The sequence below is a fragment of the Chondrinema litorale genome (genome assembly GCF_026250525.1).
Taxonomy (GTDB): Bacteria; Bacteroidota; Bacteroidia; order Cytophagales; family Flammeovirgaceae; genus Chondrinema; species Chondrinema litorale.
In genome coordinates, this window is the sequence record NZ_CP111063.1 from 74,402 (window position 1) to 100,318 (window position 25,917).

A 25,917-nucleotide genomic window follows, 5' to 3' on the forward strand; every position below is an offset into this window, starting at 1 on the left:
TATTCAATGCTTAAGGTTTAATAATAAATTAGTTGTTAGATATACAATAGAAGCCTGAATATACTTGAAGATGCTAAATCGTTTTTCATGCGATAATTCTTCGTAAATATATCATTATTTAAAGAAAATGCCCACCCTTTTTGGGGGTGGGCTCTATGAAAAAGGAAATTACCAACCAGTATAAAACTGATTATATTATTTATCGATGTTATTCAACATCCCACCATAATCTGGTAGTTAATAAATCTGCTCCTTGCTCTGCAATTGCAGCTGCATAATTATCTGGATTACCAGATTGCTCACCAGTTGGGTAGATTAATCTTCTTGGAATAGTACCTCCAGTAACGTTACTGCTATAGTTAGTTGGAGTTAAAGTTGGGTAACCTAATCTTCTCCAGTTAGCATAAGCTTCGTAGTGGTTGAAGAAAGTAGCAGCCCAGTATTGCTCACCAATTAGCTCAAGCTTACCTTCATCTGATGCAGAAGCGAAGTCTAAACCTGTAATGTAAGCATCTATAGTAGCTGCATCTAAAGCAAAGCCAGCATCGTAAGCTTCCCAGTTTGCAAGAGCTGCTGTAACACCATTAGTAAAGTGTTCTTCAACAGTTCCGCTTACGCTCCATCCTTTTAATATTGCTTCAGCTAACATAAATTCAGTTTCAGCATAAGTTTGGAAGAACATAGGATCGTCGTAATCGTACAGATCAGGATTTAAGAAAGAATAAACATCATCTCTTACGAAATCATCAGCACTTGCAACTAGTCCATCAGCTACAGCTTTTGTTGTGATTGTTTCAGAATCGTAACCATTTGGCATACCTTCTTGGTCTTCAGGAGTAGTGTTCCAAGTAGTAGCATCAAGGGGATTACCAATACCTCCAACAATAATCATTAAACGTGGATCATCATTTTCTTTCATCCAGTTAACTAAAGTAGCACTTGGCTTAGCAGCAGCATATTCACCACCGTTTCCGTCAGCAAATACTTCAGAGTTACCATTTCTATTGATACCTTGTCCAGTAGTGTGTTCTATTTTAGCATTATCATTTAAAGATTCGAAAGTACCAGCTGAGTGGTTGTAAGCTTCTTCAAATACGCTTTTTGCAGTAGTTGGATCTACATTAGACATTCTTAAGGCAACTCTCATTAATAATGAGTTAGCAAATTTTTGCCATTGAGTAATGTCGCCACCATAAATAAGATCTTGAACACCAAGTCCATCAGCATCTGCGCTAAATGCATCTCTAGCTTCTTTTAAATCACTAATGATTAAGCTATAGATTTCGTCTTGTTGTTCGTAAGCTGGGAACCAGTTTTCTTGACCATCAAGACCTCTACCAGCTTGATTGTATGGTAGTGCACCGTATAGGTCAGTCATCCTGTGTAATGCAAATGTACGCATGATTAATGCAGCAGCGTAAGTATTTACATCTTCAGTACCTTCAGTTTGATCTACAACGTGAGTAAGGGTTTTGATAGCTCCAGGGTAGTTTGCATCCCAAAGTGCAGCGCTATAACTAGTGTTGTATAAATATTTGTCACCAGACCAGTAAGTACCAAGGTGAGCAAAATGTTGGATCATAGTTGAAGAGTAAATGAAGTTACCTCTCCAGCTCTCATACCTCTCTCCTGATACTTTTAACATTCCGTATGATAAAAGATAATCAAAGTCGATTTCAAGAGAAGCATTCGGGTTCTCGTTTAGTTCGAGAAGCTTATCATTATCACAAGCGGAAAAAACTAACATGCAAGAAGTTAAAACCGCAGCTATAAATTTATTTTTCATACTTTATATTTTTATCTCACTTAAAATGTTAATGATAAATTAAATCCAAAGTTGCGAGTTGCTGGCATTGCAAAGTATTCTAAACCTTGAGTTCCTGCAGCGCTAGAGTAAGCAGATTCAGGATCGATGTTAGGAATATTTGACCAAAGAAGAAGCAAGTTTCTTCCTACAAATGACAAGCTAGCATTTTGAATTGGAGTGTTAGAAAGCAGAGATTTAGGTAGTGAGTAACCTATTGATAATTGACGAAGTTTTGCAAAAGAAGCATCATATACAAAATTGTCCGTAATTTGACTATAGTAACTGTAGTAATCATCAATGTTTTCTGGAGCAATTTCTACTTCTAGTGCATTTCCATCAGTATCTACACCAGTTACAGTTAAACCAGTTTCTCTACCTACAAGAGTTTCTTGGTGTAAACCCCTTTGGTAAGCAACAACGTTAGTACCAGACATTAAAGAACCACCACTTCTCATATCAATTAAGAAATCGAATTTGAAGTTTTTGTATCTGAATGAGTTACTAAGACCAGCACTGAATGGTTGTCTACCTTGTCCTAAGATTTCATAGTCACCTCTTACTGCATAACCGTTTTCGTCGTATACTTTTTGACCGTTTATTACTTGTTGCTTGTAACCAGCAATTACACCTACAGGCTGTCCAACATAGTTTCTGATAGATTCTTGTTGCAATCTAGAGTTTCCTAAGTCTACGTAATTGATAGGTTCACCCTCAGCATCTACACCAAGGTTTTTAACTTCACTTATGTTGTTAGCTAAGTTTAATGTCACATCCCAAGAAAAATCCATTGTTTGCACTGGAGTAGCATTGATCATTAATTCAATACCCTTGTTAGTTAACTCACCAACATTGATGTAAGTAGTACTAAATCCAGCAGTTGAAGAAATACTTGTTTCAAGGATATCGTCTTTAGTAGTTCTGTCATAGTAAGTGAAGTCAAAACCTAATCTGTTATTTAGGAATCTAACATCAAAACCAAGTTCAACCTCAGTTGTTAAGAATGGAGATAACTGGCTGTTTGGAATAGAACTGTTTGTAATATCACCTAATACTGCGTCTCCGTGAGTAGTTTGGATACTGTAAGTTTGAGTAATAGAATAAGGATCTGGATCACCACCACCAACTTGTGCCCAAGCAGCTCTTAATTTAGCGAAAGTAAATGCTGCTGGTAGTTCAACCATATCAGATAATACATAACTTAAACCAACAGATGGGTAGAATACACTATTATCATCTGGTGATAATGTAGAAAATTGATCTTGTCTACCAGTTACGTTTAAGAAAAGGAAGCCTTTATAAGAGAAGTTAGCAGATCCAAAGATTGAGTTAATACCTTTTTCTTCAAGAGAGTAAGTATAAGTTTGGTTTTCTACGTTAGTTACTGAGTGGAAGAATGGGATACTTAAGTTATCACCACCAATTCTTGTTGACTCGTAGCTTCTTCTCATTCTGTTACCACCAACTAATACATCAACTCCAATTTCACCAAATTGCTTAGAAGCACCGATTAAAAGGTCAGCATTATCTTCTCTTACTTTTAGAATAGTGTTGTTTACACTACCAGTAGATTTGTAAGCAGTACCATAACCTTCTACAGCTCTATACTCACCCGAAATTATATCTGTACCTAAACGACCTTGGATGTATAACCAATCTGTAATATCATATTTTAATGAAGCATTACCTAAAATTCTGTCTTTGTTATCAATTCTTTCGAATTGGTAAGCTGCCCAGTAAGGGTTTTGAGTATAAATTTCTTGGTTATGCTGTAATTCAACACCATCTTCGTTAGCACCTAATTTACCAGTTGGACCTTTTAAGTCTTCGAAAGAGATAGTATTTGGCATTACCAAGACTGCAAAGTTTGCGTTACCTGGAGAGTCAGAAAGTCTTGGTCTGTTTTCTGCAGTTTCTTTAGAGTACTGAGCAGAAATTTTAGTAGAAAGCTTACCAAATTTACCACCAAGATTCGTGTTTAACATTCTTCTCTTGAAACCAGAGTTTGGCATTACGTCTTCGTTCTGTAAATCTGAAGCAGAAACACGGAAGTTGAAGTTTTCATTACCACCTGATAATCCTAATGTATTGGTTAAAGTATACCCAGTTCTGTAGAAATCATTAAGTCCTTCACCGTTGTCTGAGTATGGTCTTTCAACACCATCAAACTGAATTACGTTTGATCCATCTAATCTACCACCCCAAGATTGAGAACCACCTTGTAGTGCTACATCAACGTTAGAAGGTTTGTTACCATTAATACCATGACCAAACTCAGTTTGGAAATCAGTCATGTCATTTACTCTGTCTAAAGTAAAGTTAGAATTGAAAGTTACACCAACACCTTTACGGCTAGTACCAGTTTTAGTAGTAATAAGAATTACACCGTTAGAAGCACGAGAACCATAAAGAGCAGAAGCAGTAGCACCTTTCAATACAGAGATACTTTCGATATCGTCTGGGTTGATAGATGACATACCATCACCATTATCGTTACCACCCCACATACTTGCAGAACCAAGGTTTGAGTTATCCATTGGCACACCGTTGATAACATATAAAGGTTGGTCATTACCACCTAATGAAGAACCACCACGAATAACAACTCTAGAAGAACCAGCAGCACCAGTAGCAGGAGGTGAAACGTTAACACCAGCAACTTTACCAGAAAGTGCGCTACCTAAGTTTATAGTTCTAGACTCAGTAAATTCTTTACCAGAAACCTGAGTAACTGAATAACCTAAAGCTTTTTTCTCTTTCTCAAGACCGAAAGCTGTTACAACTACCTCTTCAAGTTGTTGCATGTCAGGTTCTAGATTTACATTAATAGTAGACTGGCTACCTACTGCAATACTTTGAGTAATAAAACCGATGTATGAGAACTGTAATACATCTTCACTGTTTGCCTGGAGGGTGAAGTTTCCATCCAGATCTGTTGTGGTACCGCGATTGCTACCTTCAACAACAATACTTACACCTGGCAAAGGTTCATTATCCTCCGCCCCGGTTACTTTTCCTGTAATGACGCTCTGTGCGAGGACAGCTTGTCCAAAAGTCACTAGAAACATCAGACTAATAAGTAAGCCTTTCTTCATATTAGAAAAATTAATTGATTAAAAAGATCAAAAACATGCACAAGTAAGGCATATTCTTTCAATTATCAAAGCAAATCGCGTAAAAAAACTGCAAAAATGTGCGCGAACACACTAAAAATATTGCACAACTCAGGCAGAAATACTCCTTTTCCGGCAAAAAACGCTTGTAATTGTTTGGTGGAATATTTTTTTTTCGTGAAATTGAAAATGAAAAACATCTTGCTTCAGTAATATAATGTTCATGCAAAAGGAGGAAAGACACCATTATATAATAGAAGAACTTCGGACTTATAATAAGGTAAAGTCAATAGATTTAAGCGAAAAGCTTAAGGTATCAGAAGATACTATTAGAAGAGATTTAAAGGAATTAGCAGATAAAGGCCAACTTAAAAAAGTACATGGTGGAGCTATGTCAAGCTCTTTTTCCTCTTTTCAATCATCACTTAATAATATATATGCTCATAGCAGTAAAGTTAAGATTGTAAAAAAAGCACTTTCACTTATAGAAGATGATCAGGTAATTATAATAGATGGAGGCACTACTAACTACGAACTTGCCAAAATCCTTCCTTTAGATTTAAAAGCCACTGTTTTTACCAATGCATTATCTGTTGCACTAGTTTTATGTAACCACCCAGACTTAGAAGTTTGTTTATTGGGAGGAAAGCTGCACAAACAGTCAAACCTTACTATTGGTTTAGATGTAATAAATTACCTTTCTGAAATACATGCAGATATTTGTTTTCTGGGTATTAGTGGATTACATACTAAAATCGGTATTACTGAAAACGATAGAGAAGAAGCAATTACCAAAAGAGCAATGATTGCCCGCAGTAATAAAGTAGTTTCCCTTTCAATCTCCGAAAAGCTTGGCAAAATACAGCCTTTTAAAGTTGAAACGATTGATCATTTAGATGTACTTGTTACTGAGTTAGATGCAGAACATCCATCTTTAATTCCTTTTAGAAGATCAGGCATAGAAACACTTTAATTATTATAAGCAATTTAATTTTTGCCTGAAAATCAATTTAAAGTTTACAATTCCTTAAAACAAGCTAGCTTTTCTTATGATTTTTTTAAAATTTCACCGGAAAAGCGAGTTTTTCCATTGTCTATTCTAAAAAATTTAGTAATATTTGCAGGTTTATTGTTAAATTCATGCAGATTCTTTCAAGAAAAATGCAGGAATTGACTATACTACCCCTATATAACCAGTTATAAATTGAAAACACTACTACCCTGTACACTTAAATTAAAGGTATTTATACTTTTAATTGCAGGAGTAAATTTTGTATCCTGCACTAATCACGAAAATGCAGAAGCCACTCACCCAGATGAGGACGTAACAAGATATGTCAATCCGAATTTAGGCCCTATTGATGGCAAGTGGTTTTTTTACTCTCCTGCAGCATTGCCTTTCGGCATGGCTAAACTCAGTCCTTACACTAATTCTTTAGGAAATGTTGGTTCATCGCTTCCAGCCGGATATGATGATACACATACTTCTATTGAAGGTTTTGGGCACATGCACGAATTCCAAATTGGAGGTCTACTCATTATGCCAACTACTGGCAAAATAGTTACCTCACCCGGAAGTCTTAAAATACCAGATGCTGGCTACAGAAGCCGGTTTGAGAAAAGAGAAGAAATAGCCACTACAGGTTATTATGCTGTAAAGCTGAAAGACTACGATATAGAAGCCGAGCTAACTGCTACAAAAAATGTGGGTTTACACAGGTATACATTCCCAGCTTCTTCAGATTCACATATATTATTTGATATTGGTCGCAAGCAAGGTGAGCGTAATAGTATGATAGATGCCAGTGCAAAGATGATATCTGATACAGAATTAGAAGGTTGCATTGAGACGTATCCTGATTATAACCAACTACACGACCCTGAAAAACATGTAAAAATGTTTTTTGCAGCACGTTTAAGTAAAGCACCAAAAGAAGTTGGCAGTTTTAATAAGACTGGTTACACCTCTGGCAATACCCAAACAGACAAGACTGAAAACGGACTCATTTTTACTTTCTCCACTGTTAAAAACGAAGAAATAGAAATGCAGGTAAGCCTTTCATTTACAAGTACCGAAAGTGCTTGGCTCAATATGCAAAAAGAAACAGCTCATATCAATTTTGATCAGGCACGTGAAAATGCAAGAGCAGCATGGCAAAATGTACTCTCTAGAGTACAGGTTTCGGGAGGTACAAAAGAAGATAAAGTTAAATTCTACACTGGCTTGTATCATGCGGTTTTGGGAAGAGGGATAAAAGACCAACTAAATGGACAAAACCTAATAAATTATAAAGGCACTATGCAATTTTCGTCTGAAGAGATGACTAGTAGTGAGTTGAAAAAAGAAAAAATGGTGCCGCAAACCTGAGTTTTTCATAATTATAAAATCTCTGTTTATTAAATAATAAAGTGCAAACAAATCAATCCGAATTGCACAATCATATCACTCAGATATGAAAATGAAATCCACTAAATATTTTCATGTATACCCAGAAAAATTGTGCTATCAAATTGGAAGATAGTGTAGCAGATTTTTTTCTAAAAGTGGTAATATTATACTAGCTGTAAGTATAAATCTATTAACAAAACAAGCTAAACGTTAGGCAAATTAGGCTGTGACTATACTTAAGATGTACGTAAGATAATCACTTATAAACATTAATTTTTTAATTAATTATTATTTGGTTTAATAAGCCGAATGATACTTATCAGGCTAAGGGATGGATATTAGTATTGCAGTTATAAAAGATAGAAGAATTGAGCAAATTCTTGAAAAAAATGGCTATAACATTAAACAAGTGAAAATTTATTACAGCCCATTTTCAGGTTGGCTAGTAGATTTGCTTATTTTATTTATACTTCAACTAGTTATTGCAATATACTTACTCCCTTATAAGTATATTTATTTTTACTCTACGTATTTTGCTTTATATATCATAGCATCATATTTAATTTCAGCCTTTTTAAATAACTCTTTTGTAACCACCAAAACAGAGTTAATAGTAATTAATCCTAACTTTCCTTTTCAAAAATTTACTAGTTATAGTACTATCAATATTCAGCAAGTGAGCATTGGTAATTCTAAATGGAAATATTTAAACTGGTTGTTCTTACAGTTTTCTGGAAATTATATTCAGATAGTAGATAAAAAGAAGAGCACAAAGTATTTCTGTACTTCTTTAGCACTCGATGCTTGGGACGACAACCTTGCTCAAAGGTCAGTCGATAGCTTTTTAAGCCATTTTCAAAAAATGAATGTATCTACCAATTTATTGGTTCACAAGAAGTAATTTTAAAAATACACCACTTTTAGTGTAAATTATTCAAAATACTGGATACAATTTTGTGATAATTTAAATCTTTATGATAGCCTGCTTTTGATTTCACATTAAGTGTAGGTAATTTAACAGGCTCATTAAAAATTGTATCCATTTATGAAAAAATTGTACTTTTTAGTTTTACTGGAATTTATTTCAGTTTGTGCATTTGCACAAAAAAAGCCAAAGATCGATGCAAACAAGAAAGCGGTAATTGCTTCTTTGGATGGTAAATTTGACGAATTAACTGAACTAAGCGACAAAATTTGGTCGTACGAAGAAATTGCATTTCAAGAAACAAAATCAGCCGAAGCACTAGTCGCATACGCTAAGGCACAAGGTTTTGCTGTAAAAACCGGAGTAGCAGATATTCCAACAGCATTTATTGCAGAATATGGTTCTGGTGAGCCTATCATCGGAATTATGGGTGAGTTTGATGCACTTCCAGGCTTATCTCAAAAAACAGTTCCTACAAAAGACCCACTTAACGAAGGAAAACCCGGACATGGTTGTGGTCACAATCTTTTCGGTGTGGCTTCTCTCGGTGCAGCTACTGCCATTAAAGAACTAATAGAAGAAGGAAAACTAAAAGGAACAGTAAGATTTTACGGTACTCCTGCAGAAGAGAAATTCTTTGGTAAACTTTGGATGATTAGAGCCGGACTTTTTGACGATTTAGATGTAATGATGGACTGGCACCCAAGTGCCGATACAAAGGCAGATGTACAAAGCTCATTGGCTTTAGTTGATTTTATGGTAGAGTTTTACGGTCAAGCAGCACACGCTTCTGCTGATCCTTGGAATGGTAGAAGTGCTTCTGATGCTTTAGAATTGTATACCACAGGTATTAATTACTACCGTGAGCACATTAAACCAACTGTAAGAATTCACTACCACATACAAGATGGTGGTAAAGTAGTAAATGTGGTACCTGATTATTCACGTATTTGGACGAGAGTAAGAGATACCAAAAGAGAAGGTATGGATGTAGTTTGGAAACAAGTGGAAAGAATTGCGGAAGGTGCAGCTATAATGGCAAATGTAGATTACAAGATTTCATTAATCTCTGGTATACACGAAGTATTACCAAACAGAGCAGGTGGAACGGCTATGCAATCTAACTTAGAATATTTAGGAGAAATCTCTTATACTAATGAAGAAGTAGAATACGCAAAAGGTATCCAAAGAGCAACTGGCAAACCAGAAGTTGGTATGGATATGAAGATTAATCCGCTAGAAGAAACCAAAGAACACCCAGGCGGTGGCTCAACTGATGCTGGTGATGTTAGCTGGGTAGTTCCAACGATTAGATTGGGAGTTACCACTGCACCAAAAGGAACTCCTTGGCATAGCTGGGCAGTAGTGGCTTGTGGTGGAATGTCTATCGGGCACAAGGGGATGGTGTATGCAGCTAAAGCACTTTCTATGACAATGGTTGATCTTTTCGAAAATGAGAAACTAAGAGATGAAGTAAAGGCTGAGTACAAAGAAAGAAAAGGCGATTACGAATATAAAGGAATAGTACCAGACGGGCCTCCACCATTAAATGGTTTAGAATAAAATTTTTAAATAAAAGACCTCACTATAATTAGCCTAGAATATAGAGAATTAATAAAGTCGGTATTTTTTATTATTTTATAACTATGGATAGAATAACAAAAGATACCGACATTAGAGAATATAGGAGAAAGTTAGTGATTCGCCTATCAAAGAGAGGACTCAAACAACAAAGTATTGCAGAGGTACTTGACTGTAGTCAAGGCTTAGTTAGTCAAGTTCTTTCCGCTTATGAGCAAACTGGTATTTCTGGTATCAAAAAGAAAAAATATCCAGGAGCTAGCCCAAAACTTACCATAGCTCAACAGAAAGAACTCAAAGCTCATTTAGTCAGAGGGGCTACTAAAGCTGGTTTTCCTACCCAAGGCTGAACAAGAAAAAGAGTTTTTTGTCAAATAAAACAACTCTTTGGTGTTGAGTATAGCCTTCAACATATTGGCACACTGTTACATCAATGGGGTTTTAGCTACCGCAAGCCTCCAAAGAAAGAACCCAGAAAAAATCCTGAACTTGTAAAAAAGTGGAAAAAACAAAGATTGCCTAATTTACTGAAAACGGCTAAAAAAGAAGGCAGAAAGGTCTATTATGGAGATGAAGCATCTTTTTTCGTTACACCAAAATTGCAAAAATGTTTTTTACCTCAAGCCAATCCCTTTCCTGTTGAGATATGGTCAAAATCTTTTGAGCATATCTTTGTTTGTTCAGCCATCAGTAGTGAGGGAGATTTTACTTATACCACCAGTAAACAGCCTTACAGAGGGGAAGATATTGTCTCATTCTTAGAACAGCTATTAGCAGATGAACCAAATCCCATTACTTTAATTTGGGATCAAGCAAGTGTTCATGATTGCAAAGCAGTACATCAGTTATTAGAAAAGTTACCAAGAGGAAGACTTAAATTGGTGAAACAACCTGCATATAGCCCAGAAGTAAATCCGGATGAACATGTATGGGCGTATATCAAAAATATTGATTTGAAAAATCTTGCCTTCAAATCACTGACTGATTTGAAGGACAAGTTGATAGATATATTAGAGGATTTCTCAAATAGAAAACAACTCATTAGAAATTTCTTTCTTGACCAAAATGTAGCCTTTTATTAATTTTCTATTTGCTACCCTATATATAGTGAGGCTTTTTTCATTTTAAGCTAGTACTTGCAAAATACTTCATAGCTTTGCTCATAAAATCGGCAAAGTCTGCATTAGGCTCTCCATTAATTTCTGTATACCTATTATCACTCACATATAAATCTCCCAAGCCGACATAAGCCTTGGCTTGTTTATCTTCAGAATCCATAGTTCCCCAAAACTTTCTAATAAAGGTGTAATGCAGTGCCACATGTTGCTGAACAATTTCGCTCGTAGGATCTTCTTCTGTTAAGCTCGCCAACTTTTCGTTTACGGCTTTAAAGTCAGCCTTTAGTTTATGTAATTCAGTTTTACTTAACTGTCTTAGTTGGTTCTCAACTTCTTCTACTTGTTTGCCCCATTTTTTTATAGCTTCTTCCCTGTAAGCTGCTGCTTTTTCTTTAGGAAGACCTTCGTATAATTCTTCGTGATCTAACATTTTTTTATTCTTTAAATTAAAAATGGTCTTGTTAATCGTATTGATCAATGTTTCGAGATTCTGTTTCTGCTTATCTAAAGCATCTTTTTGCTTAGATAATGAGGCTATTAAATCAAATTGAGGATCGTCTAATATGCGGGCAATTTCTTTTAGCGGATATGCCAGCGTTTTATAAAAAAGAATTTGCTGTAATCGGAGCAGTTCTTCTTCGCCATAAAGTCTATACCCAGCTTCGGTACGAACTTTTGGTTTAAGTAATCCTATCTGATCGTAATGGTGAAGCGTGCGCACACTTACACCTGAAATTTTTGCCAATTTCTGAACAGAATATTCAATCATTTCTCAATCTATTAATTCGATACAAACATAAGCTATCACGTAAGGTAAGAGTCAAGCACTTTCTTAAATTTGTTAGAAATAAATTTATAATCACCTGATAATCAATTATATAAATATTGTAATTGTCAAGAAAACTACATAGATAAATAGAATTTAAACTTCAACTAATATCTACAAAGCTTATATGATACCCAAATATCATTATAAAAATTAATGAGTAGACTATAGGAACAGACTGAGCAAATGCTTAAATTGAAAGAGCTATCTCTATTTTTTAACTAAACCCAAAGAAGATGAAAACACTCAAGTCCTTCCTTTTGATTTCATTCTTTCCAACCATGCTTTTTGCCCAGTCTGATATTGTTGGAGACTGGAAACTAGAATACACTGACGACCAAGGTCAGACCGTAGCTGTTCAATTGACCATTTCTGATGATGGAGAGTATACCGTAGATTTTAATATGGACGGTAAACTTGAAGTAATGGGGAAATATGAATACGAAGACGGCAAAATGACCATTTGGGACACCGGAGGAGATTACTCTTGCGGACCAGATAAAAAAGGCGTGTACAATATCACTGCCAGTACCAATGAATTAACAATGAGCAGAGTTTCTGAAGATTGTCCAGATAGGGGAAACCCCGAAGGCATTATGTCTTTCCAAAAAATCAGCTCATAACAATACTCATACAGATGGGTTAGGCGATTCAAAATGGCTTAACCCATTTTTATAACTATCTATCATTTTATCACATTTAAATATGAAAAAAATAACGATTCTTTCAATTCTTGTTGCGATGCTTTCAATCTGCTTCTCTTGCGAAATGGATGAAATTGACGACATAGAAAAAAAAGATACAAACCTAGGTCAAATCGGTTTTAAAGGCTCAATCTTAAATGCCAATTTTGGCAATGTTAATGTTGTAGCGAACAATGAACTAAGTGCTAGTTCAATAATTGATGATGGTTCTTATGTGAGCCATACCCTTTCTTTACGGGATAATGATTCCGAAATTAGAATTTTATTGAGTTTGCCACCAGTTAAATTCAATAATGATTTTATAGATTTTACAAAAGTAGAGGGAACCGTTACTACAAACGCTGTAAAAACTTACTATCCAATATCGCTGGTTAAAGAAAAACTAGCAGTGGGAGAAAAACCAATCTTATCATCCGATACTGAAGACCCAACAGAAGCTTTCCGAATTCTTGTTCTAGACGATCAAAATATTACGAGTTATACTACAGAGTTAGGTTTTGATCAAACTGGAAGTTCCTTTAGAGTAATCGATCTACAAGAAGATATAGAAAACGATGCAGACTTGGGATCGATTAAGACACTTATAGCTACTTTTGAAGTAAATATAAAACTCTATAAAAACGATATGCCATTCGAATATGCTGGCGATTTTACAGGTATATTAAAAATGAAGTTTAAGGATAATATCTAAAAGCTTGTTAAAGAAAAATGAGAGTTGAATCAGCAAGAGGTTCAACTCTTTTTTTATGCCTTCAGTCAAATTTTTTTCAGTAGAAGTGTGATATTTTGCAAACTTCACTGAATAATGATACAGATTGAAAGCATATTACATTTTTGTATATGAATAGCGAAAACCAGACTGATCATTTTCTTGAATCTTTGGAAAAGCACAAAGGGATTATTTACAAAATAGTGAATGCTTATTGTAAAAATGATGAGGATAAAAAAGACCTTATTCAAGAAATAATCACCCAACTCTGGAAATCTCATTCACGATATAACAATGAATATAAATTCTCTACTTGGGTTTACAGAATTACTTTAAATGTGTCGATTTCATTTTATGGCCAAAACAAAAAAAGGGCAAATATTCATCACAGACTTAATCTGGAAAGCATACAACTTATAAATGAAGAAACTACCAGACCCGATGAGAATTTGCAGCAATTACAAAGATTTATTTCAGAATTAAAAGAGCTAGACAAGGCACTTATACTACTTTACCTAGATCAAAAAAGCCATAATGAGATTGCCGAAATCCTAGGTATTAGCACTTCTAACGTAGCTACAAAAATTGCTAGAATCAAAATGAAATTAAAAGACAGGTTTTCTAAAATTAATACAGACTAATATGGAAGAAATAGATATTATGGAAATATGGAAAGGTTATGAAAGCAAGTTGAATGAAACACTTCAAATAAACAGACAAAATACCATGGAAATAACCAAAATGAAGATAAAATCTCATCTTGTGTCTTTAAAGCCAATAAAAGTATTTACTATTCTGGCAGGAATTATATGGGTATTTTTTTTAGATATTATAGCCATTGTAGCATTTAATGCTGGTAATATTTCCTTATTAGTATCAGCCGTTGGGCTTACTATTATTAATAAACTGGCAATTGGTGTATACCTTTATCATCTGTATTTAATCTCTAAAGTTGGTATTAACTCTAGTGTCATGGAGTTACAAGATAAACTGTCGAGATTAAAAGTTTCTACACTGAATATCACCAAAATTCTTTTCTTACAATTTCCTCTGTGGACTACATTTTACTGGGGATGGGGGATGACTCAATATGGAAGCCCAATACTTTGGACGATACAGTTAGCGATTACTTTTACCAGCATATATTTAAGCTATTGGCTTTACATCAACATAAAATCTGAGAACCAAAACAAAAAATGGTTTAAGCTCATTTTTGCAGAAAAAGAGTGGCAAGCTGTATTAAAATCTATGACTTTACTAGAACAAGTTGATGAGTACAAAAACTAGTAAACTTTAATAGGCTTTTCGTTCTTATAAGTTAATGGGAAAAGTTAGAGTAATCTTGGTTCGTTTACCAAGATTGCTGTCTACTTCGAAACTACCATTAAAGTTTTCTGTGATTTTTTTCACTACATACAAACCCAAACCATTGCCTTTTGAGAAAGGATGTGCCCTAAAATACATCTCAAAAACTTTATGTCGAAATTGATCTTCTATGCCAATACCATTGTCTTCTACTGAAATGTAGATTTCAGTTTCATCTTTCTCATAGGTAATCCAAATGTTTCTAACATCTTTTTTATGATCGTGAAAGGCAATACTATTTTCAATTAGGTTTTGTAACAAACCCGAAATAGCGGGAGAAGGTATAATTGCTTGCTCTTCTGGATCGGCCAACCAGTGCAAATGAATTTCTTTCTCTTTTAAAGCGGTTTCAAAAGTAGCATCGAGATTAGAAGAAATTGCTCCAAGGGTTTCAAACTGATAAGCTTCTTTCTGAATATCCAGAACACTGAGTGTAGAAAGCTTATCGAGCATCGATTTAAACGTTTCTACTTCATAGTTTACTTTATTGAAAATCTCCCCTTTTTCTTCGTCTGGTACCATACCAGCTAAATTAATTAAACCGGAGATAGTAGTTAATGGACGTTTAAAATCGTGGGAAGCTCTGTAGAAAAGTTGCTGTAGCTCTGTGTTCAAATTCTTTAACTCACTCGTTCTTTTAGCAACTATTTTTTCTAGGTTTTCCAGAATATATAACTGATAAGCTTTATTATAAAGGAATTCACCAATCAGTTTAAAAAAGCGAAAGTCCATTTCTGTATATGGCTTTCCTTCCTTAGAACTAATGGTTAAAATAATATTCTGATCATCAAAAAGACTGTTAGGAAAAACTACTGTCTTAGTAATTTTCGGATTCTGAAAAAACTCAGGAAAGGATTTCATTTTCTCATCGAAAGGAGAAACCAAAACTGGAACACCAGAAGCTAGCACTTCTTTTTCAAATGGGAGTGCACTATCTGCTTGATAATATTCTACCTGATTTCTCAGTATATCAAACACCATTCGGGTATCCAAAAACTGAATGTAAATTCTGGCACAATAAATATCTATGATGTATTTAAGCTGAGATAAAAGCACTTTGGCTATTTCGTCGAAAGTCATGGAACGACTTAAGTCTGTAGCCAACTTTGCAAATGCCTCGTACCTTAATCTGGAAGAAGCTTCCAGCATTTTCTGGTGTTCAATCATATTTTACTTAGCTTCCATCAGTTCATTATCTATTTTAATTCCTGAAATGTCGGCAAAAGTATTGATCATGTTGGTAAGGTCTGCCAAAGAAAGTAATTCGTGAATTTCACTTTCAGAATAGCCTTCGTCACGCAATTCTTCAAAATCTTCGTCAGTAATTGATTTGGGGTCAAAAGCTGCTTTTGTCACAATCTGGATGGCTACTTTATATGAAGAAGGAATAAAATCAGCCTCCATATTTTCTGTCAATTTCACGTCTTTATCACCAGTTAAGCTTTCGCTCAAGCTATCGGCAATAAGCCCGTGAGCTACACTGCAATATTGACAACCTCTTTTAGATGATATGTTATAAATAATAAGCTGCTTTAATAAAAATGGCACTTCGCCTCTTAACATGTTGTTTTTCAATTTCTCCCAATTACCTTTTAATAGTGTAGCATTGCTACCCTGACATTTTAACCAGTTTAGTACAAAAGGCAAACCCATTTCTTTCATGGATTCATCGTAGATAGATTTTACTTCTGGTGAAGCTTCTTCGTAGGAGACAATCTTGTATCTGCTCATGGTATTGTTAGTAATAGTAGAGTTTAAATTGAAATCGTAAAAAACGCAAGTATAATCTCGCAAAAAGCTTAATTAAATGTTATACAGCTTATATGGCTGAATTATATTTTATGTTGTTTACTCTTTCATTTTTGATAGATGTGCTTTAATAACCCATATTTTTTCTGGTAATTGTACAAGTTTTACATTACTAACAATCATTTGCAATAGATCGTGATTACAGAGTAAAAAGGGACAGTTTATTAATTCTAGCAAAAGAAAATGCCAGTGTAATACACTAGCATTTAATCTACTTAATCTAAGTTTTACAACTAAATTTTAGTTGATTGGTGGAAATTTTTTTAGCGTTTATAGCTCAATGTAATTTCGCCCACCACTTTACCATTTGGTGTATCCATACTTACTTTGTGAGTAGTAATCAGTTTATCACTTTCCAAATCAATAATTTTATAGGTGGTTACTTCACCATTAGCATCAGTGTTTGTAAATGTGGAAGTATTGTCCATTTTCCAGTTACCTTTTCCATTAATGCTTCCACTTGGCTCTTTAATCTGGTAAGTGTGATCATCTTTTAACATCAAAATTCCGCCTATGTGTAAAGATTTGCCACCTTCTACCATAGCTGCTACATCTGGACCTTGAGTTTGTTTAAAACTGAGGTTAGTCCCCGTCCATGATCCTTCAAGGTCTTTCTGGTTAATACCTTGAAAATCGAAGGAGAAGAGCATCATAAAAAATCCAATTAATGGAATAGCGAATAAAAATCTGCCTTTTAGCAGTTTTTTTGAATTTGATTTGTTCATCATAACTATTCGTTTTTGAGTTTGAGAAAAATTGAAAAAATTCATTAGGTGTAATGAATGCTTTTGAGCAGCAAGTTTGATCAGTAATTTGCTATAATCTATTTGAGAATAAGACTTTATCACTTCAAAATCTGCCTGAAACTCGTGTATTTCCCTAAGCCTTTTGTCTAGTAAAATCAGCACTGGATTAAACCAAAAAATCACTTTTAACAACTGCATAGCCATTACATCTACTGAGTGATACAGTTTTACATGTACAGATTCATGCAACAAAATTTGTTGTTGCTCCACATCTTGTTCAACATAGGAGGGAAGGAATATATAATTGAAAAAAGATGCATACTTAAAATTGGGATAGATTGCCAGTTGATAACTCTTGCACTTTACTTTATTAGCAATATTTAATTTTGAAAACACCAAATAAAGTTGAATAGATAGTCTGAAAAATGCTATAAATACACCTATTATATAAATGATAAAAAGCCCAATTTGCCAGTTAAATATTTGACCTTGATTTAACTGTTCTGAAAAAGTAGAATTTTCTAATGTATGAATCCCATCTAATATCTTTTCTGGAAACTCAGTAACTGTTTGCTCAACCGAAATTGATAGTAGGGGAACTCCGACACTAGCTAAAATTAACAACCAAAATACAAACCTATTCCAGTTGAAAAAAGTGAGTTTCTCTAGCAACAACTTGAAAAATACAAATGAAAAACACATGCAAATACTAGCTTCTAAAAAGTAATTAAAAACCGAGTTCATGACTGGTCTTTGTTTTCGTAAGACTCTACCAACTTTTTAAGCTCATCTATTTCTTTGGCAGAAATTTCTTTTTCTTCTACCATAAACGAAAGCACATTTTGGACCGAACCACCAAAGAAATGCTTCACCATTTGCTTAAAGCTGGTTTTTCTGTATTCTTCTTGCTGCACTAATGGATAATATTCGTGAGTCTTGCCATATGCTTTGTGGCCAACATATCCTTTTTTCTCTAATAATCTCACTACCGAAGAGACTGTAGTATAAGGTGGTTTTGGCTCAGGTATTTGTGCCATTATATCTCGTACTAATCCCTTTTCTAATCGCCAAAGGATAGACATGATGTATTCTTCATTTTTACTTAATTCTTCCATAAAATGAATATACAAACTAAATCTCAGTTAATCAACTAAATTTTAGTAGGTAGATGGATTTATTTGATTTTTCTATCATAATTGCCTCCAGGTAGGACTTTTAATCGTAAATAATAATGTAAGCAAGTTGTATTAAACCGATGAAAGCAGGACAATTTCTAATAAAAGGAGAGCAAGCCGAAAAGTACATCACTGGCTTTTTAAAGTTGAACTACAGTCCAGTGTATTTGATGAATAAAAATAAGATGCTCATTATTGTTGCAGAGCAATATAGCTTTAGAAATAACTCGTCTTTTACACTCACTTTTGTGATTTTTAAAGAAGAGATTGAAGGTGAAAATTATTTAAGAATACAAATAATTGGTGGAGGTTCAGGTACTGGTTTTTTCAATTTCGACTTTGGGAAATCGAAAGAGTCAATTAAAGGCATCTATAATGACCTTAAAGGTTATTGCCAAACACAAAAGTACTGGATTAGTAATTTGGAAATGCTCCCAATTGCCGATGGGTTTGAGTACAAAGAGTAAGATATATGTCTATATTGTAAATGAAGAAATATCAGTGAAAGATGAAGAAATTACTAAATATAATTTTTACTATCTGTATTCTTAACTCAGCTTTTGCTCAAGAAAAAATCCTCAGTAAATATGATTTTAACAGCGGAAATTATTCACTTGTCTTTGAGGATGTAAAAGTGAGAGAAATTGAAACATCATTAAAAGAAACAATCATTTTTGATAATGACACAATTGATCTTGCAATAGAAGATGATTTGCTGCTCAACCCAATTAAAAAAGACTTTATTTTTAATCATTTTATAATAAAAGATATAGATACTTTAAATCAGTTGCAAATGCAGTTGACTGGTTTTAGAGAGAATGCTATAAATCTCTGTGGTTATGATTATCTGATTTACATTTTGGAAGATCAAAAAAATGTAGCTGAATTACACTTAAACATTGAATGTAAAAATATAGTAACTCCATGGGGTACTTTTGATTTTGAAATTTACCCTTATCATTTAATAAAAGGAGAGCAAATAACATCTCGAGAATTAGAACAGATATTATCAATAAAATAATATCTTAATAACAAATACCTTGGCACTGAAAGTCTGTACCAAGGCATTGTCTAAATTTTTTTGACCTAGTTTAATGAAGAAACAATTCCGATATCATACTGAAAAGCAAATTGCATATTAAAATAGATACGATAACTACCTGTAAAGAAATAGCTCCATTCGCAGTCTACAATTGTAAGTTGTTTCATAAATTCAGAAACATCCGATTGCATGGCAAAATAGCCTTCGCTTCGTAAATACTCTTTGATATCGAGTGTGGTAACATGGCCTTTTTCTTTGGCTAAAAACAAAGCTGCTTCTTCTACAGCACCAACAGTAAGCGGATTTAATTTTCTATCGTTCATAGTAGGTTTTATTTTCTGATTTCGACTAAGTATCTAACTGTACACTGGTTTTCATTATAGATAATGTATTCATTATTGATTAAGTCAGCCCCACCTTTAGCATAAAGGCTATCGTAATCTCCTTTAGACTTTAGCATGGTTTCGTCTAAGTTATAGTGCCAAGATTCGTGGTTTTGGGTTTTTAACTGGTTACCTGTATGCACTTCGTAAATGGCTAGATAAGCTTTGTCTGAGTTTCCGCCAGACCAGTAAGCTCCACGGTAAGAAGTATAGTTGAGCGACTTCTTAAACTTATCTGCAAAGTACAATCCGTAACCAAACATTTTACCCGTAATAATGGCATTGATTGGTCTCAACACAAGTCCTGTTCCTAGTATAGACATCCAGTTTTCGTTTCTGCTGCCATGCCAAAAGAGTTCTGTACTTTTCTTTCTCTTTGTAGCAAGTGTATTGTTAAAATTGCCTTCTGTTCTAATGTTGGAAACTTTGTAAGCTTTATAAAAAAGGTCTTTATCAACGCCCATCATTTTCTTAATTCTTCTAATGCTTTTCGATGAGTGTTCTTCTTCAATAGTAATTCCCAGTTTTTTAAGAATAGAGATTTTCTCCACTTCTTCTGTATCGTCATTTTGAGAAACCATATCAAACTGACTACGCATTACGTCTAAGGTTTCTTGTTCGCTGGCAATGAGTTTATTAATCTCATCGATTGTCATTTTAGAAGTAACTAAGTGGTCTTTTACATTAGACATTTTTCTAGGAATAATGCCATACAGCTTAAGAAGAGCAACATTAAACGCTGGACGCTGCATTCTTGGTTTAATTCTGCCTGCAAGGTCGTTCAATAAAGTCTGAGCTTCTTCTAACTGCTGCTTGGTAACTTGGTCGGCAGTTACATTGTAATGGTCTTCCATCGACTTGTTTGAGTATTGGTACAAGTCTTTCATTAAAAGGTTTACAGTTGCTTCAGTGATATCGTCAAAGTCAATCACATTCTCTTTTTTATCTTTAAAAAGGTGTGTTTGATCTTGATAACCTTTTCTTATTTTCTCATTGTATTTCTTTTTCCATTGAGAAACCGGATATTCTGCTTCGGCACCTTTCGCACCAACTCTTCCATAAACTACCGAAAACATCCCACCTGGTTTTTCAGACATTTCGTAATACTTGTTATTGTTTTGATCACTCACCATTATAAGGCGGCATTTTCTAAGATTTTGAGAAGAGTCGATTTGTTGCATTTTCTTTTAAGTTTTGGTTGACATGCTACAAATCAATAGAGGCAGTCCGTACACTATTTACGAACTAAAAAAATTATCAGATTTTTTTCGAAAAATTTAAAAAAGCTTGATTTTTTACGATAAACAGAGATTTTGAGCTAACTCTTTGTACCTTAAATCCGTTTTTAATACCAATATTTTGGCTTTTTTTTTACGATTACTATCTTAAACTAAAGATTCTAAAATCTTTAATGCACCCATTTTTTAATCCAATTACATGAAAAAGTATTTTTTAATTTTACTATGCTTATCATTTGCAAACTTCGGTAATGCACAAATTCCAGAAGAGGCATTTACCTTGACAAACTCCATGTACAAGCTTTGGGAAAATGGCGAAACAGATAAAGCATTAGAAGCCTCATTAAAACTGTATGAGCTATACCTTCCATTTCTAACCGACAGGATTCATAACACTTTATCTCAGAAAGTACTAGCAGCAGAAGACACCTCTCAAATTTATAATTATGTAGACAAACTATATGCAGCGAATAATGCGGAGATTAATGAGTTAATTAGTCCATTTTATTATTGGACAAAAGTTAAAACAACTAAAAATCCTGAAAAACTTGAACAAGCTTTTATCAATCTAAGCGGAACACTATCCGACAGCTCAAACTATAAAACAATGGCTGAGCGATATTGCTTATTGGCGATTAACGATCTAGAAAATAGCCTTGTAATAGATAAGCAAATGCGGAAAAATTTACTTCAGAAGATCATTAATAATCTAGAAAAATATCCTGATCTCACTAAAAGTGTTCAAGGTAGAAGCTTAACCGAAGAGCGTGCTTGGAACCGATATTTATTGGCTTACAGCTATTATACCTTGTACAATTCATTTGAAAAAAATGGGGAATATTTGGTTAAAGCGGCTGCTTACAGTCCAGATATGTTAGACTTGAATGTAGTACATGCCTATTTTTATGATGCAGCATTGCTTACTGACGATACTGATAATATTGGCTACAAATCTGTTTATGCCAACTATTTAATAGAAAACAACCAAACAGAAGATGCCCTTAACCTTTATACTGAAGTGACTTTTAATTCACCCACAGATGAAAACCTAGAAACACTAAAAGAGATTTATAATAGCAGTGCGCAAAAAGAAGATTTTAATACCTATTGGTTTAACTACATCAATAAAATGGCAAAGTCAACACCTGCAGTAGCTTTTGACTTTACTGATGAAAAGTTAGATTTAAGCAAAAAATCTGGTAAGTGGATTTTTATAGATATATGGGGAACTTGGTGTGCGCCATGTGTTAGAGAACTACCAAAGTTGCAATCTTTTTATGTGGATAATAGCGCAAATTCTGATTCTAATTTAAAGATTTATACTCTATGCACTCCTGATAAAAACCTACCCGAATTTATGACTAAAAATAACTATACTTTCCCTGTTAGCGAAATTGATAAGGAGTCTACCATAAAACTTGAAGTGCAGGGTTATCCCACTAAAATACTCATTACACCAGAAGGCAAATATCTAGTAATTCCATTCGACACAGAATGGCAAACTTACGTAAAAAACTACGCTTTACTTTAAACCATTAATCACCCCACTCGGAACGAGTTCTGGGTGGGGGTTTTTATTAGATGATAATTTGGTTGAAATGTATAGTGTCTCTATAAGTTATTTTTGCCAATCGAAAATCTCAATATTTTTATACTTATAGTAGTTAAGAACACCTTATATTAATATCAAATCTCTATATGACAAAAACTCAATTCTTTATTTACTTCATAATATTTCTTGTAATTGATAATTCATTTGGGCAAACTCTAAAAATTACGGGATATGATGATCAGACTAGAAGAAAATATATAGCTAACTACACAGATAACTATTTAAATGGTCAATATTATGAATATGTAGGGAAGAAAAAAGTATTAGAAGGATATTTCTCAAAGGGTTTTAAAAGCGGTACTTGGCTTTATTATCATGATAATGGCAAATTGGCTATAGAAGTAAACTATGATGAAAACGAATTAAATGGGATAGCTAAAGAGTTTGACAGTAAAGGAAGAATAAGGGCAAAAATATCTTATAAAGATAACCAAAGACATGGAACCTGTTTTATTTATTCACCTAAAAAGGATGAACTTTATTTAACAATTAACTATAATAAAGGTGAGTTAGAAGGAGAAGTAATTGAAAATGACGAGAGGTCTAAAACAATCATCAATTACTCAAAAAATAAAAGAAATGGAGCAGGTGGCTTTATTGATGCGAATGGAGACTTTAATAAAATAACTGAATATCAAGATGGAAAAGTTGTAGATGATTATATAGTTTATAACCTCTCTTTAAAGCCTAAAGAGAAATACTTGATAAATCCAAGAGGGGAGTTTTATAAGAAAATTATCTATGAAGGTGAACAGATAGTAGAAGAAGTACTTTTGGGTAACATTGACACTTCATTTATGTATTCTAAATATATGTGGGAAGAAGAAAAAGTAAAGTTTCTTTTATTCTATGTAGAAAATGGTGAATCAAACATTTTAGCTCCCATATATTATAGCGAATAACATCGATGCTCCTAATCCAGATAGGCTATTGGTACTAAAAACCTTACTATAATTGGCTCGCTCAAATACATACCTTTCGACATGAAATCATAATAGTATTATGACGTTTTCTCTTCAAATAAGCTATATAATATAACTAGTTTCATTCGAAGAACACATTTCATAAATGAAAAACTTAATAAAAATAGGTTCAATTTTATCAGTGATAGTAATACTTATCTTCATATATTTTCAAGTTTTTCTGCAAAAAGAATATGAGGTGTATTACAATGAGAATGGAACTTTAATATATAAAGTTTCTCTTGAAAATGGATTGCGAAATGGCGAATTTGTTCAATACGATAATGATGGAAATTTGCAATTAATTAATAATTGGATAGATGGGAAAAGAAATGGATATTATACTTCTTACTTTAAAAATGGTAAGGTGGAAAAAAAAGGATTTTTCAAAGATGATTCATTAAGTTCAGAATATACTTTTTTTGATAGTTTAGGAAATAAAATCGAAAAAGGTAATTATTTAGATGGAAAGTTACATGGAGATATGTTTGGATATTATCCAAATGGCCATATTAAAACTCAAGCCTTTTTTAAAAATGGACTTTTAGAAGGAAAAGTCATTACTTATTATCCAAATGGTAAAATGCATAAGTATAAATATTATCATAAAGACTCACTAATGTATTTAAAAGGCTTTAAAGAAGATGTTGATGATCTTTATTTATGCAAATTACCCATTAAGGTAACAGAAATCAATGGCCAAGATTCAACGAAGAAAACATTTCAAATTAAACTTCTCCATTCTATGCTAAATGATTATGGAATTGCCGTTGAATTAGAGCAAGAGAATTCTCCTCCGTTAATATTATTATCTGATAGTTCTTCTGTTATTTTAGAAGAATCTCCAAAAGCAGGGATAAATGTGATTAAAGGGAAATTAAAGGGAAATTAGTTGAACTAGAACTACCTAACCAACTCGTTAGAGGTGAGTACAACTTTAATTATGAATTCAAAAACGAATAATACTATTGATCAGGTAATTCTTTCACAGTCGCATTAGCGATACAATATATGTAGCTAACCGCTAATTACACTTGCATCAAATAATCAGAAAGAGATTTTTATTAAAAAAGGGAAAAGTCTTAAATGGAACAAAGTATGTAGAGTTTCAACTTCCAAACAAAAAGAGCTTTTGGTGAATAGTTACTGTACAGAGAGAATAAATTATTATAAAAATCTTCGAGTTTCACTTACGCCATAATTTTTTAAATTCAAAAACATAGTACTTTTATATGGCTTACAATACCGGTTTTTCTATATCATTTGGTTATTACAATCCTGATTATTCATTTTTTGTTGATCGAAAAATTTCTATTGACTTAAATATAGGACTTACGCAATATTAAATTTCTCTAGTAAAAATGCTCAAAATTTGAGAGATTGTTTTTTTTAATACTAATTTATATGGATAAATCTCTGTACATATCATATCTTCTCCATACTCACGGGAATTATACCTGTACCCACATGGCAGCCCATTCTATGGATGTCAGTCATGACCAAGTCACGCGTTTTCTAGCCCATTCTAAATTTACCTCTTCCGACCTGTGGGATATTGTCAAGGGCCATCTCCAAGATAGCGCAGACTCATTTATCCTTGTCGATGACAGTGTTCAGGCAAAGAGGTATTCCCGGTATATAGAATTGGCCAAAAGGCAGTACTCAGGCAATGAGCATGGCCTAGTCAATGGGATCAATCTGGTAAACATGGTACACAGCAATGGCATTGATGGGGATTACTATCCTATCGATTACCGAATCTACCACCCAGAAACGGATAAGAAGACCAAGAATGACCATTTCCAGGAGATGTTCACCCGAATGACCATGCGTAAAGACCTGAAAGCCAAAAAGATACTTTTTGACAGCTGGTATGCTTCCATGGACAACCTTAAGCTTGTGCACAGAAGCGGCTGGACATTCTTCACTACCCTGAAGAGCAACCGCCAAGTCAGCCTATCCAGAGACACAGGGATGCAGGCTGTGGGCACAGTCGAGCTTTCCGGTAGGCAACTGCTGGAAGGCGTACAGGTCAAACTCAAAAAATACCCTTACCCCGTCAAATTATTCAAGATAGTCTCCCTAAACGGGGACATTGAATGGGTGATCACAAATGATCTATCGGACAGGATGAATGTATTTGAGGCCGAAAACGAATCCCAGATCAGATGGCAGATTGAGCAGTTCCACAGGGAATACAAACAGCTTACAGGCTCTGAGAAGTGCCAATGCCGAAAGGCAATCTCCCAGAGGAACCATCTAGCTTGCTGCTACCAGGCTTGGATAGGGCTGAAACTCCTTGCAAAACAGTTGAAAACAACACTCTATCAAATCAAAGTACTTCCGTTCAGCAACTATCTTAAACAGATTCTTGCTAATCCTATTATCATTTTTAACTTAAATGCGTAAGTCCTAA

General features: G+C 34.1%; 24 protein-coding genes and 1 pseudogene. 16 read left to right on the forward strand and 9 right to left on the reverse strand.

Annotated elements, in window-relative coordinates:
- Positions 1 to 208: 208 nt before the first annotated feature.
- On the reverse strand, positions 209 to 1,786 hold the full coding sequence (locus OQ292_RS38900) for a SusD/RagB family nutrient-binding outer membrane lipoprotein (protein ID WP_284689585.1): 1,578 nt from the start codon (positions 1,784 to 1,786) through the stop codon (positions 209 to 211).
- Positions 1,787 to 1,806: 20 nt separating this feature from the next.
- The gene (locus tag OQ292_RS38905) at positions 1,807 to 4,899 is read right to left on the reverse strand and encodes a SusC/RagA family TonB-linked outer membrane protein (RefSeq protein WP_284689586.1); all 3,093 of its coding nucleotides are present in this window, start codon (positions 4,897 to 4,899) and stop codon (positions 1,807 to 1,809) included.
- 241 nt (positions 4,900 to 5,140) lie between these two features.
- Between OQ292_RS38905 and OQ292_RS38910 the strand changes: the two genes are divergently transcribed.
- From OQ292_RS38910 to OQ292_RS38935, 6 genes and pseudogenes are all read left to right on the forward strand, one after another.
- A complete protein-coding gene (locus OQ292_RS38910) occupies positions 5,141 to 5,890 on the forward strand; it encodes a DeoR/GlpR family DNA-binding transcription regulator (protein ID WP_284689587.1) in 750 nt (249 codons plus the stop codon).
- Positions 5,891 to 6,121: 231 nt separating this feature from the next.
- Positions 6,122 to 7,285, forward strand: coding sequence for a glycoside hydrolase domain-containing protein (locus tag OQ292_RS38915; protein WP_284689588.1), 1,164 nt, complete (start codon positions 6,122 to 6,124; stop codon positions 7,283 to 7,285).
- Positions 7,286 to 7,637: 352 nt separating this feature from the next.
- A complete protein-coding gene (locus OQ292_RS38920) occupies positions 7,638 to 8,207 on the forward strand; it encodes a hypothetical protein (RefSeq protein ID WP_284689589.1) in 570 nt (189 codons plus the stop codon).
- Positions 8,208 to 8,351: 144 nt separating this feature from the next.
- Positions 8,352 to 9,794, forward strand: a complete 1,443-nt coding sequence (locus OQ292_RS38925) for an amidohydrolase (protein WP_284689590.1) — start codon at positions 8,352 to 8,354, stop codon at positions 9,792 to 9,794.
- Positions 9,795 to 9,877: 83 nt separating this feature from the next.
- Complete coding sequence (locus OQ292_RS38930; RefSeq protein ID WP_284689591.1) at positions 9,878 to 10,162, forward strand: helix-turn-helix domain-containing protein; 285 nt, start codon at positions 9,878 to 9,880, stop codon at positions 10,160 to 10,162.
- Between the two features lie 12 nt (positions 10,163 to 10,174).
- Positions 10,175 to 10,894 (forward strand): annotated as a pseudogene (locus OQ292_RS38935) (IS630 family transposase); the annotation flags it as partial.
- A gap of 37 nt (positions 10,895 to 10,931) precedes the next feature.
- Here the strand turns inward: OQ292_RS38935 and OQ292_RS38940 are convergent.
- Positions 10,932 to 11,699, reverse strand: a complete 768-nt coding sequence (locus tag OQ292_RS38940; RefSeq protein ID WP_284689592.1) for a MerR family transcriptional regulator — start codon at positions 11,697 to 11,699, stop codon at positions 10,932 to 10,934.
- Positions 11,700 to 11,992: 293 nt separating this feature from the next.
- Between OQ292_RS38940 and OQ292_RS38945 the strand changes: the two genes are divergently transcribed.
- The 4 genes from OQ292_RS38945 to OQ292_RS38960 all read left to right on the forward strand — a co-directional run bounded on the left by OQ292_RS38945 (position 11,993) and on the right by OQ292_RS38960 (position 14,456).
- Positions 11,993 to 12,379, forward strand: coding sequence for a hypothetical protein (locus tag OQ292_RS38945; RefSeq protein ID WP_284689593.1), 387 nt, complete (start codon positions 11,993 to 11,995; stop codon positions 12,377 to 12,379).
- A gap of 82 nt (positions 12,380 to 12,461) precedes the next feature.
- Positions 12,462 to 13,151 carry a hypothetical protein gene (locus OQ292_RS38950; RefSeq protein ID WP_284689594.1) on the forward strand — a complete coding sequence of 230 codons (690 nt, stop codon included), beginning with the start codon at positions 12,462 to 12,464 and terminating at the stop codon, positions 13,149 to 13,151.
- 149 nt (positions 13,152 to 13,300) lie between these two features.
- Complete coding sequence (locus OQ292_RS38955) at positions 13,301 to 13,810, forward strand: RNA polymerase sigma factor (RefSeq protein ID WP_284689595.1); 510 nt, start codon at positions 13,301 to 13,303, stop codon at positions 13,808 to 13,810.
- A 1-nt stretch (position 13,811) separates the two neighbouring features.
- A complete protein-coding gene (locus OQ292_RS38960) occupies positions 13,812 to 14,456 on the forward strand; it encodes a hypothetical protein (protein ID WP_284689596.1) in 645 nt (214 codons plus the stop codon).
- 24 nt (positions 14,457 to 14,480) lie between these two features.
- On the opposite strand, the gene OQ292_RS38965 is transcribed toward OQ292_RS38960, so the two are convergent.
- The 4 genes from OQ292_RS38965 to OQ292_RS38980 form a co-directional block, all read right to left on the reverse strand.
- On the reverse strand, positions 14,481 to 15,701 hold the full coding sequence (locus tag OQ292_RS38965; RefSeq protein WP_284689597.1) for a sensor histidine kinase: 1,221 nt from the start codon (positions 15,699 to 15,701) through the stop codon (positions 14,481 to 14,483).
- Positions 15,702 to 15,704: 3 nt separating this feature from the next.
- Positions 15,705 to 16,265, reverse strand: coding sequence for a carboxymuconolactone decarboxylase family protein (locus OQ292_RS38970; protein ID WP_284689598.1), 561 nt, complete (start codon positions 16,263 to 16,265; stop codon positions 15,705 to 15,707).
- A 341-nt stretch (positions 16,266 to 16,606) separates the two neighbouring features.
- On the reverse strand, positions 16,607 to 17,833 hold the full coding sequence (locus tag OQ292_RS38975; protein ID WP_284689599.1) for a M56 family metallopeptidase: 1,227 nt from the start codon (positions 17,831 to 17,833) through the stop codon (positions 16,607 to 16,609).
- Positions 17,830 to 18,204 carry a BlaI/MecI/CopY family transcriptional regulator gene (locus tag OQ292_RS38980; RefSeq protein WP_284689600.1) on the reverse strand — a complete coding sequence of 125 codons (375 nt, stop codon included), beginning with the start codon at positions 18,202 to 18,204 and terminating at the stop codon, positions 17,830 to 17,832. The genes OQ292_RS38975 and OQ292_RS38980 overlap by 4 nt, the downstream gene beginning before the upstream one ends.
- Before the next feature lie 140 nt (positions 18,205 to 18,344).
- Between OQ292_RS38980 and OQ292_RS38985 the strand changes: the two genes are divergently transcribed.
- Both OQ292_RS38985 and OQ292_RS38990 read left to right on the forward strand, forming a co-directional pair.
- A complete protein-coding gene (locus OQ292_RS38985) occupies positions 18,345 to 18,731 on the forward strand; it encodes a hypothetical protein (protein ID WP_284689601.1) in 387 nt (128 codons plus the stop codon).
- Between the two features lie 41 nt (positions 18,732 to 18,772).
- Positions 18,773 to 19,285 carry a hypothetical protein gene (locus OQ292_RS38990; protein ID WP_284689602.1) on the forward strand — a complete coding sequence of 171 codons (513 nt, stop codon included), beginning with the start codon at positions 18,773 to 18,775 and terminating at the stop codon, positions 19,283 to 19,285.
- A 65-nt stretch (positions 19,286 to 19,350) separates the two neighbouring features.
- Here OQ292_RS38990 and OQ292_RS38995 read toward each other — a convergent pair whose 3' ends face one another.
- Both OQ292_RS38995 and OQ292_RS39000 read right to left on the reverse strand, forming a co-directional pair.
- Positions 19,351 to 19,629, reverse strand: a complete 279-nt coding sequence (locus tag OQ292_RS38995) for a hypothetical protein (protein ID WP_284689603.1) — start codon at positions 19,627 to 19,629, stop codon at positions 19,351 to 19,353.
- 8 nt (positions 19,630 to 19,637) lie between these two features.
- Positions 19,638 to 20,870, reverse strand: a complete 1,233-nt coding sequence (locus tag OQ292_RS39000; RefSeq protein WP_284689604.1) for a WGR domain-containing protein — start codon at positions 20,868 to 20,870, stop codon at positions 19,638 to 19,640.
- A gap of 256 nt (positions 20,871 to 21,126) precedes the next feature.
- Here OQ292_RS39000 and OQ292_RS39005 point away from each other — a divergent pair, with 256 nt between their 5' ends.
- The 4 genes from OQ292_RS39005 (at position 21,127) to OQ292_RS39020 (ending at position 25,910) form a co-directional block, all read left to right on the forward strand.
- On the forward strand, positions 21,127 to 22,458 hold the full coding sequence (locus tag OQ292_RS39005) for a TlpA family protein disulfide reductase (RefSeq protein WP_284689605.1): 1,332 nt from the start codon (positions 21,127 to 21,129) through the stop codon (positions 22,456 to 22,458).
- Positions 22,459 to 22,625: 167 nt separating this feature from the next.
- A complete protein-coding gene (locus tag OQ292_RS39010; RefSeq protein WP_284689606.1) occupies positions 22,626 to 23,441 on the forward strand; it encodes a toxin-antitoxin system YwqK family antitoxin in 816 nt (271 codons plus the stop codon).
- 166 nt (positions 23,442 to 23,607) lie between these two features.
- Entirely contained in the window at positions 23,608 to 24,393 is a 786-nt protein-coding gene (locus OQ292_RS39015; protein ID WP_284689607.1) for a toxin-antitoxin system YwqK family antitoxin, read from the forward strand.
- Positions 24,394 to 24,905: 512 nt separating this feature from the next.
- Complete coding sequence (locus OQ292_RS39020) at positions 24,906 to 25,910, forward strand: IS701 family transposase (protein ID WP_284683851.1); 1,005 nt, start codon at positions 24,906 to 24,908, stop codon at positions 25,908 to 25,910.
- The last annotated feature ends 7 nt before the right edge of the window (positions 25,911 to 25,917 follow it).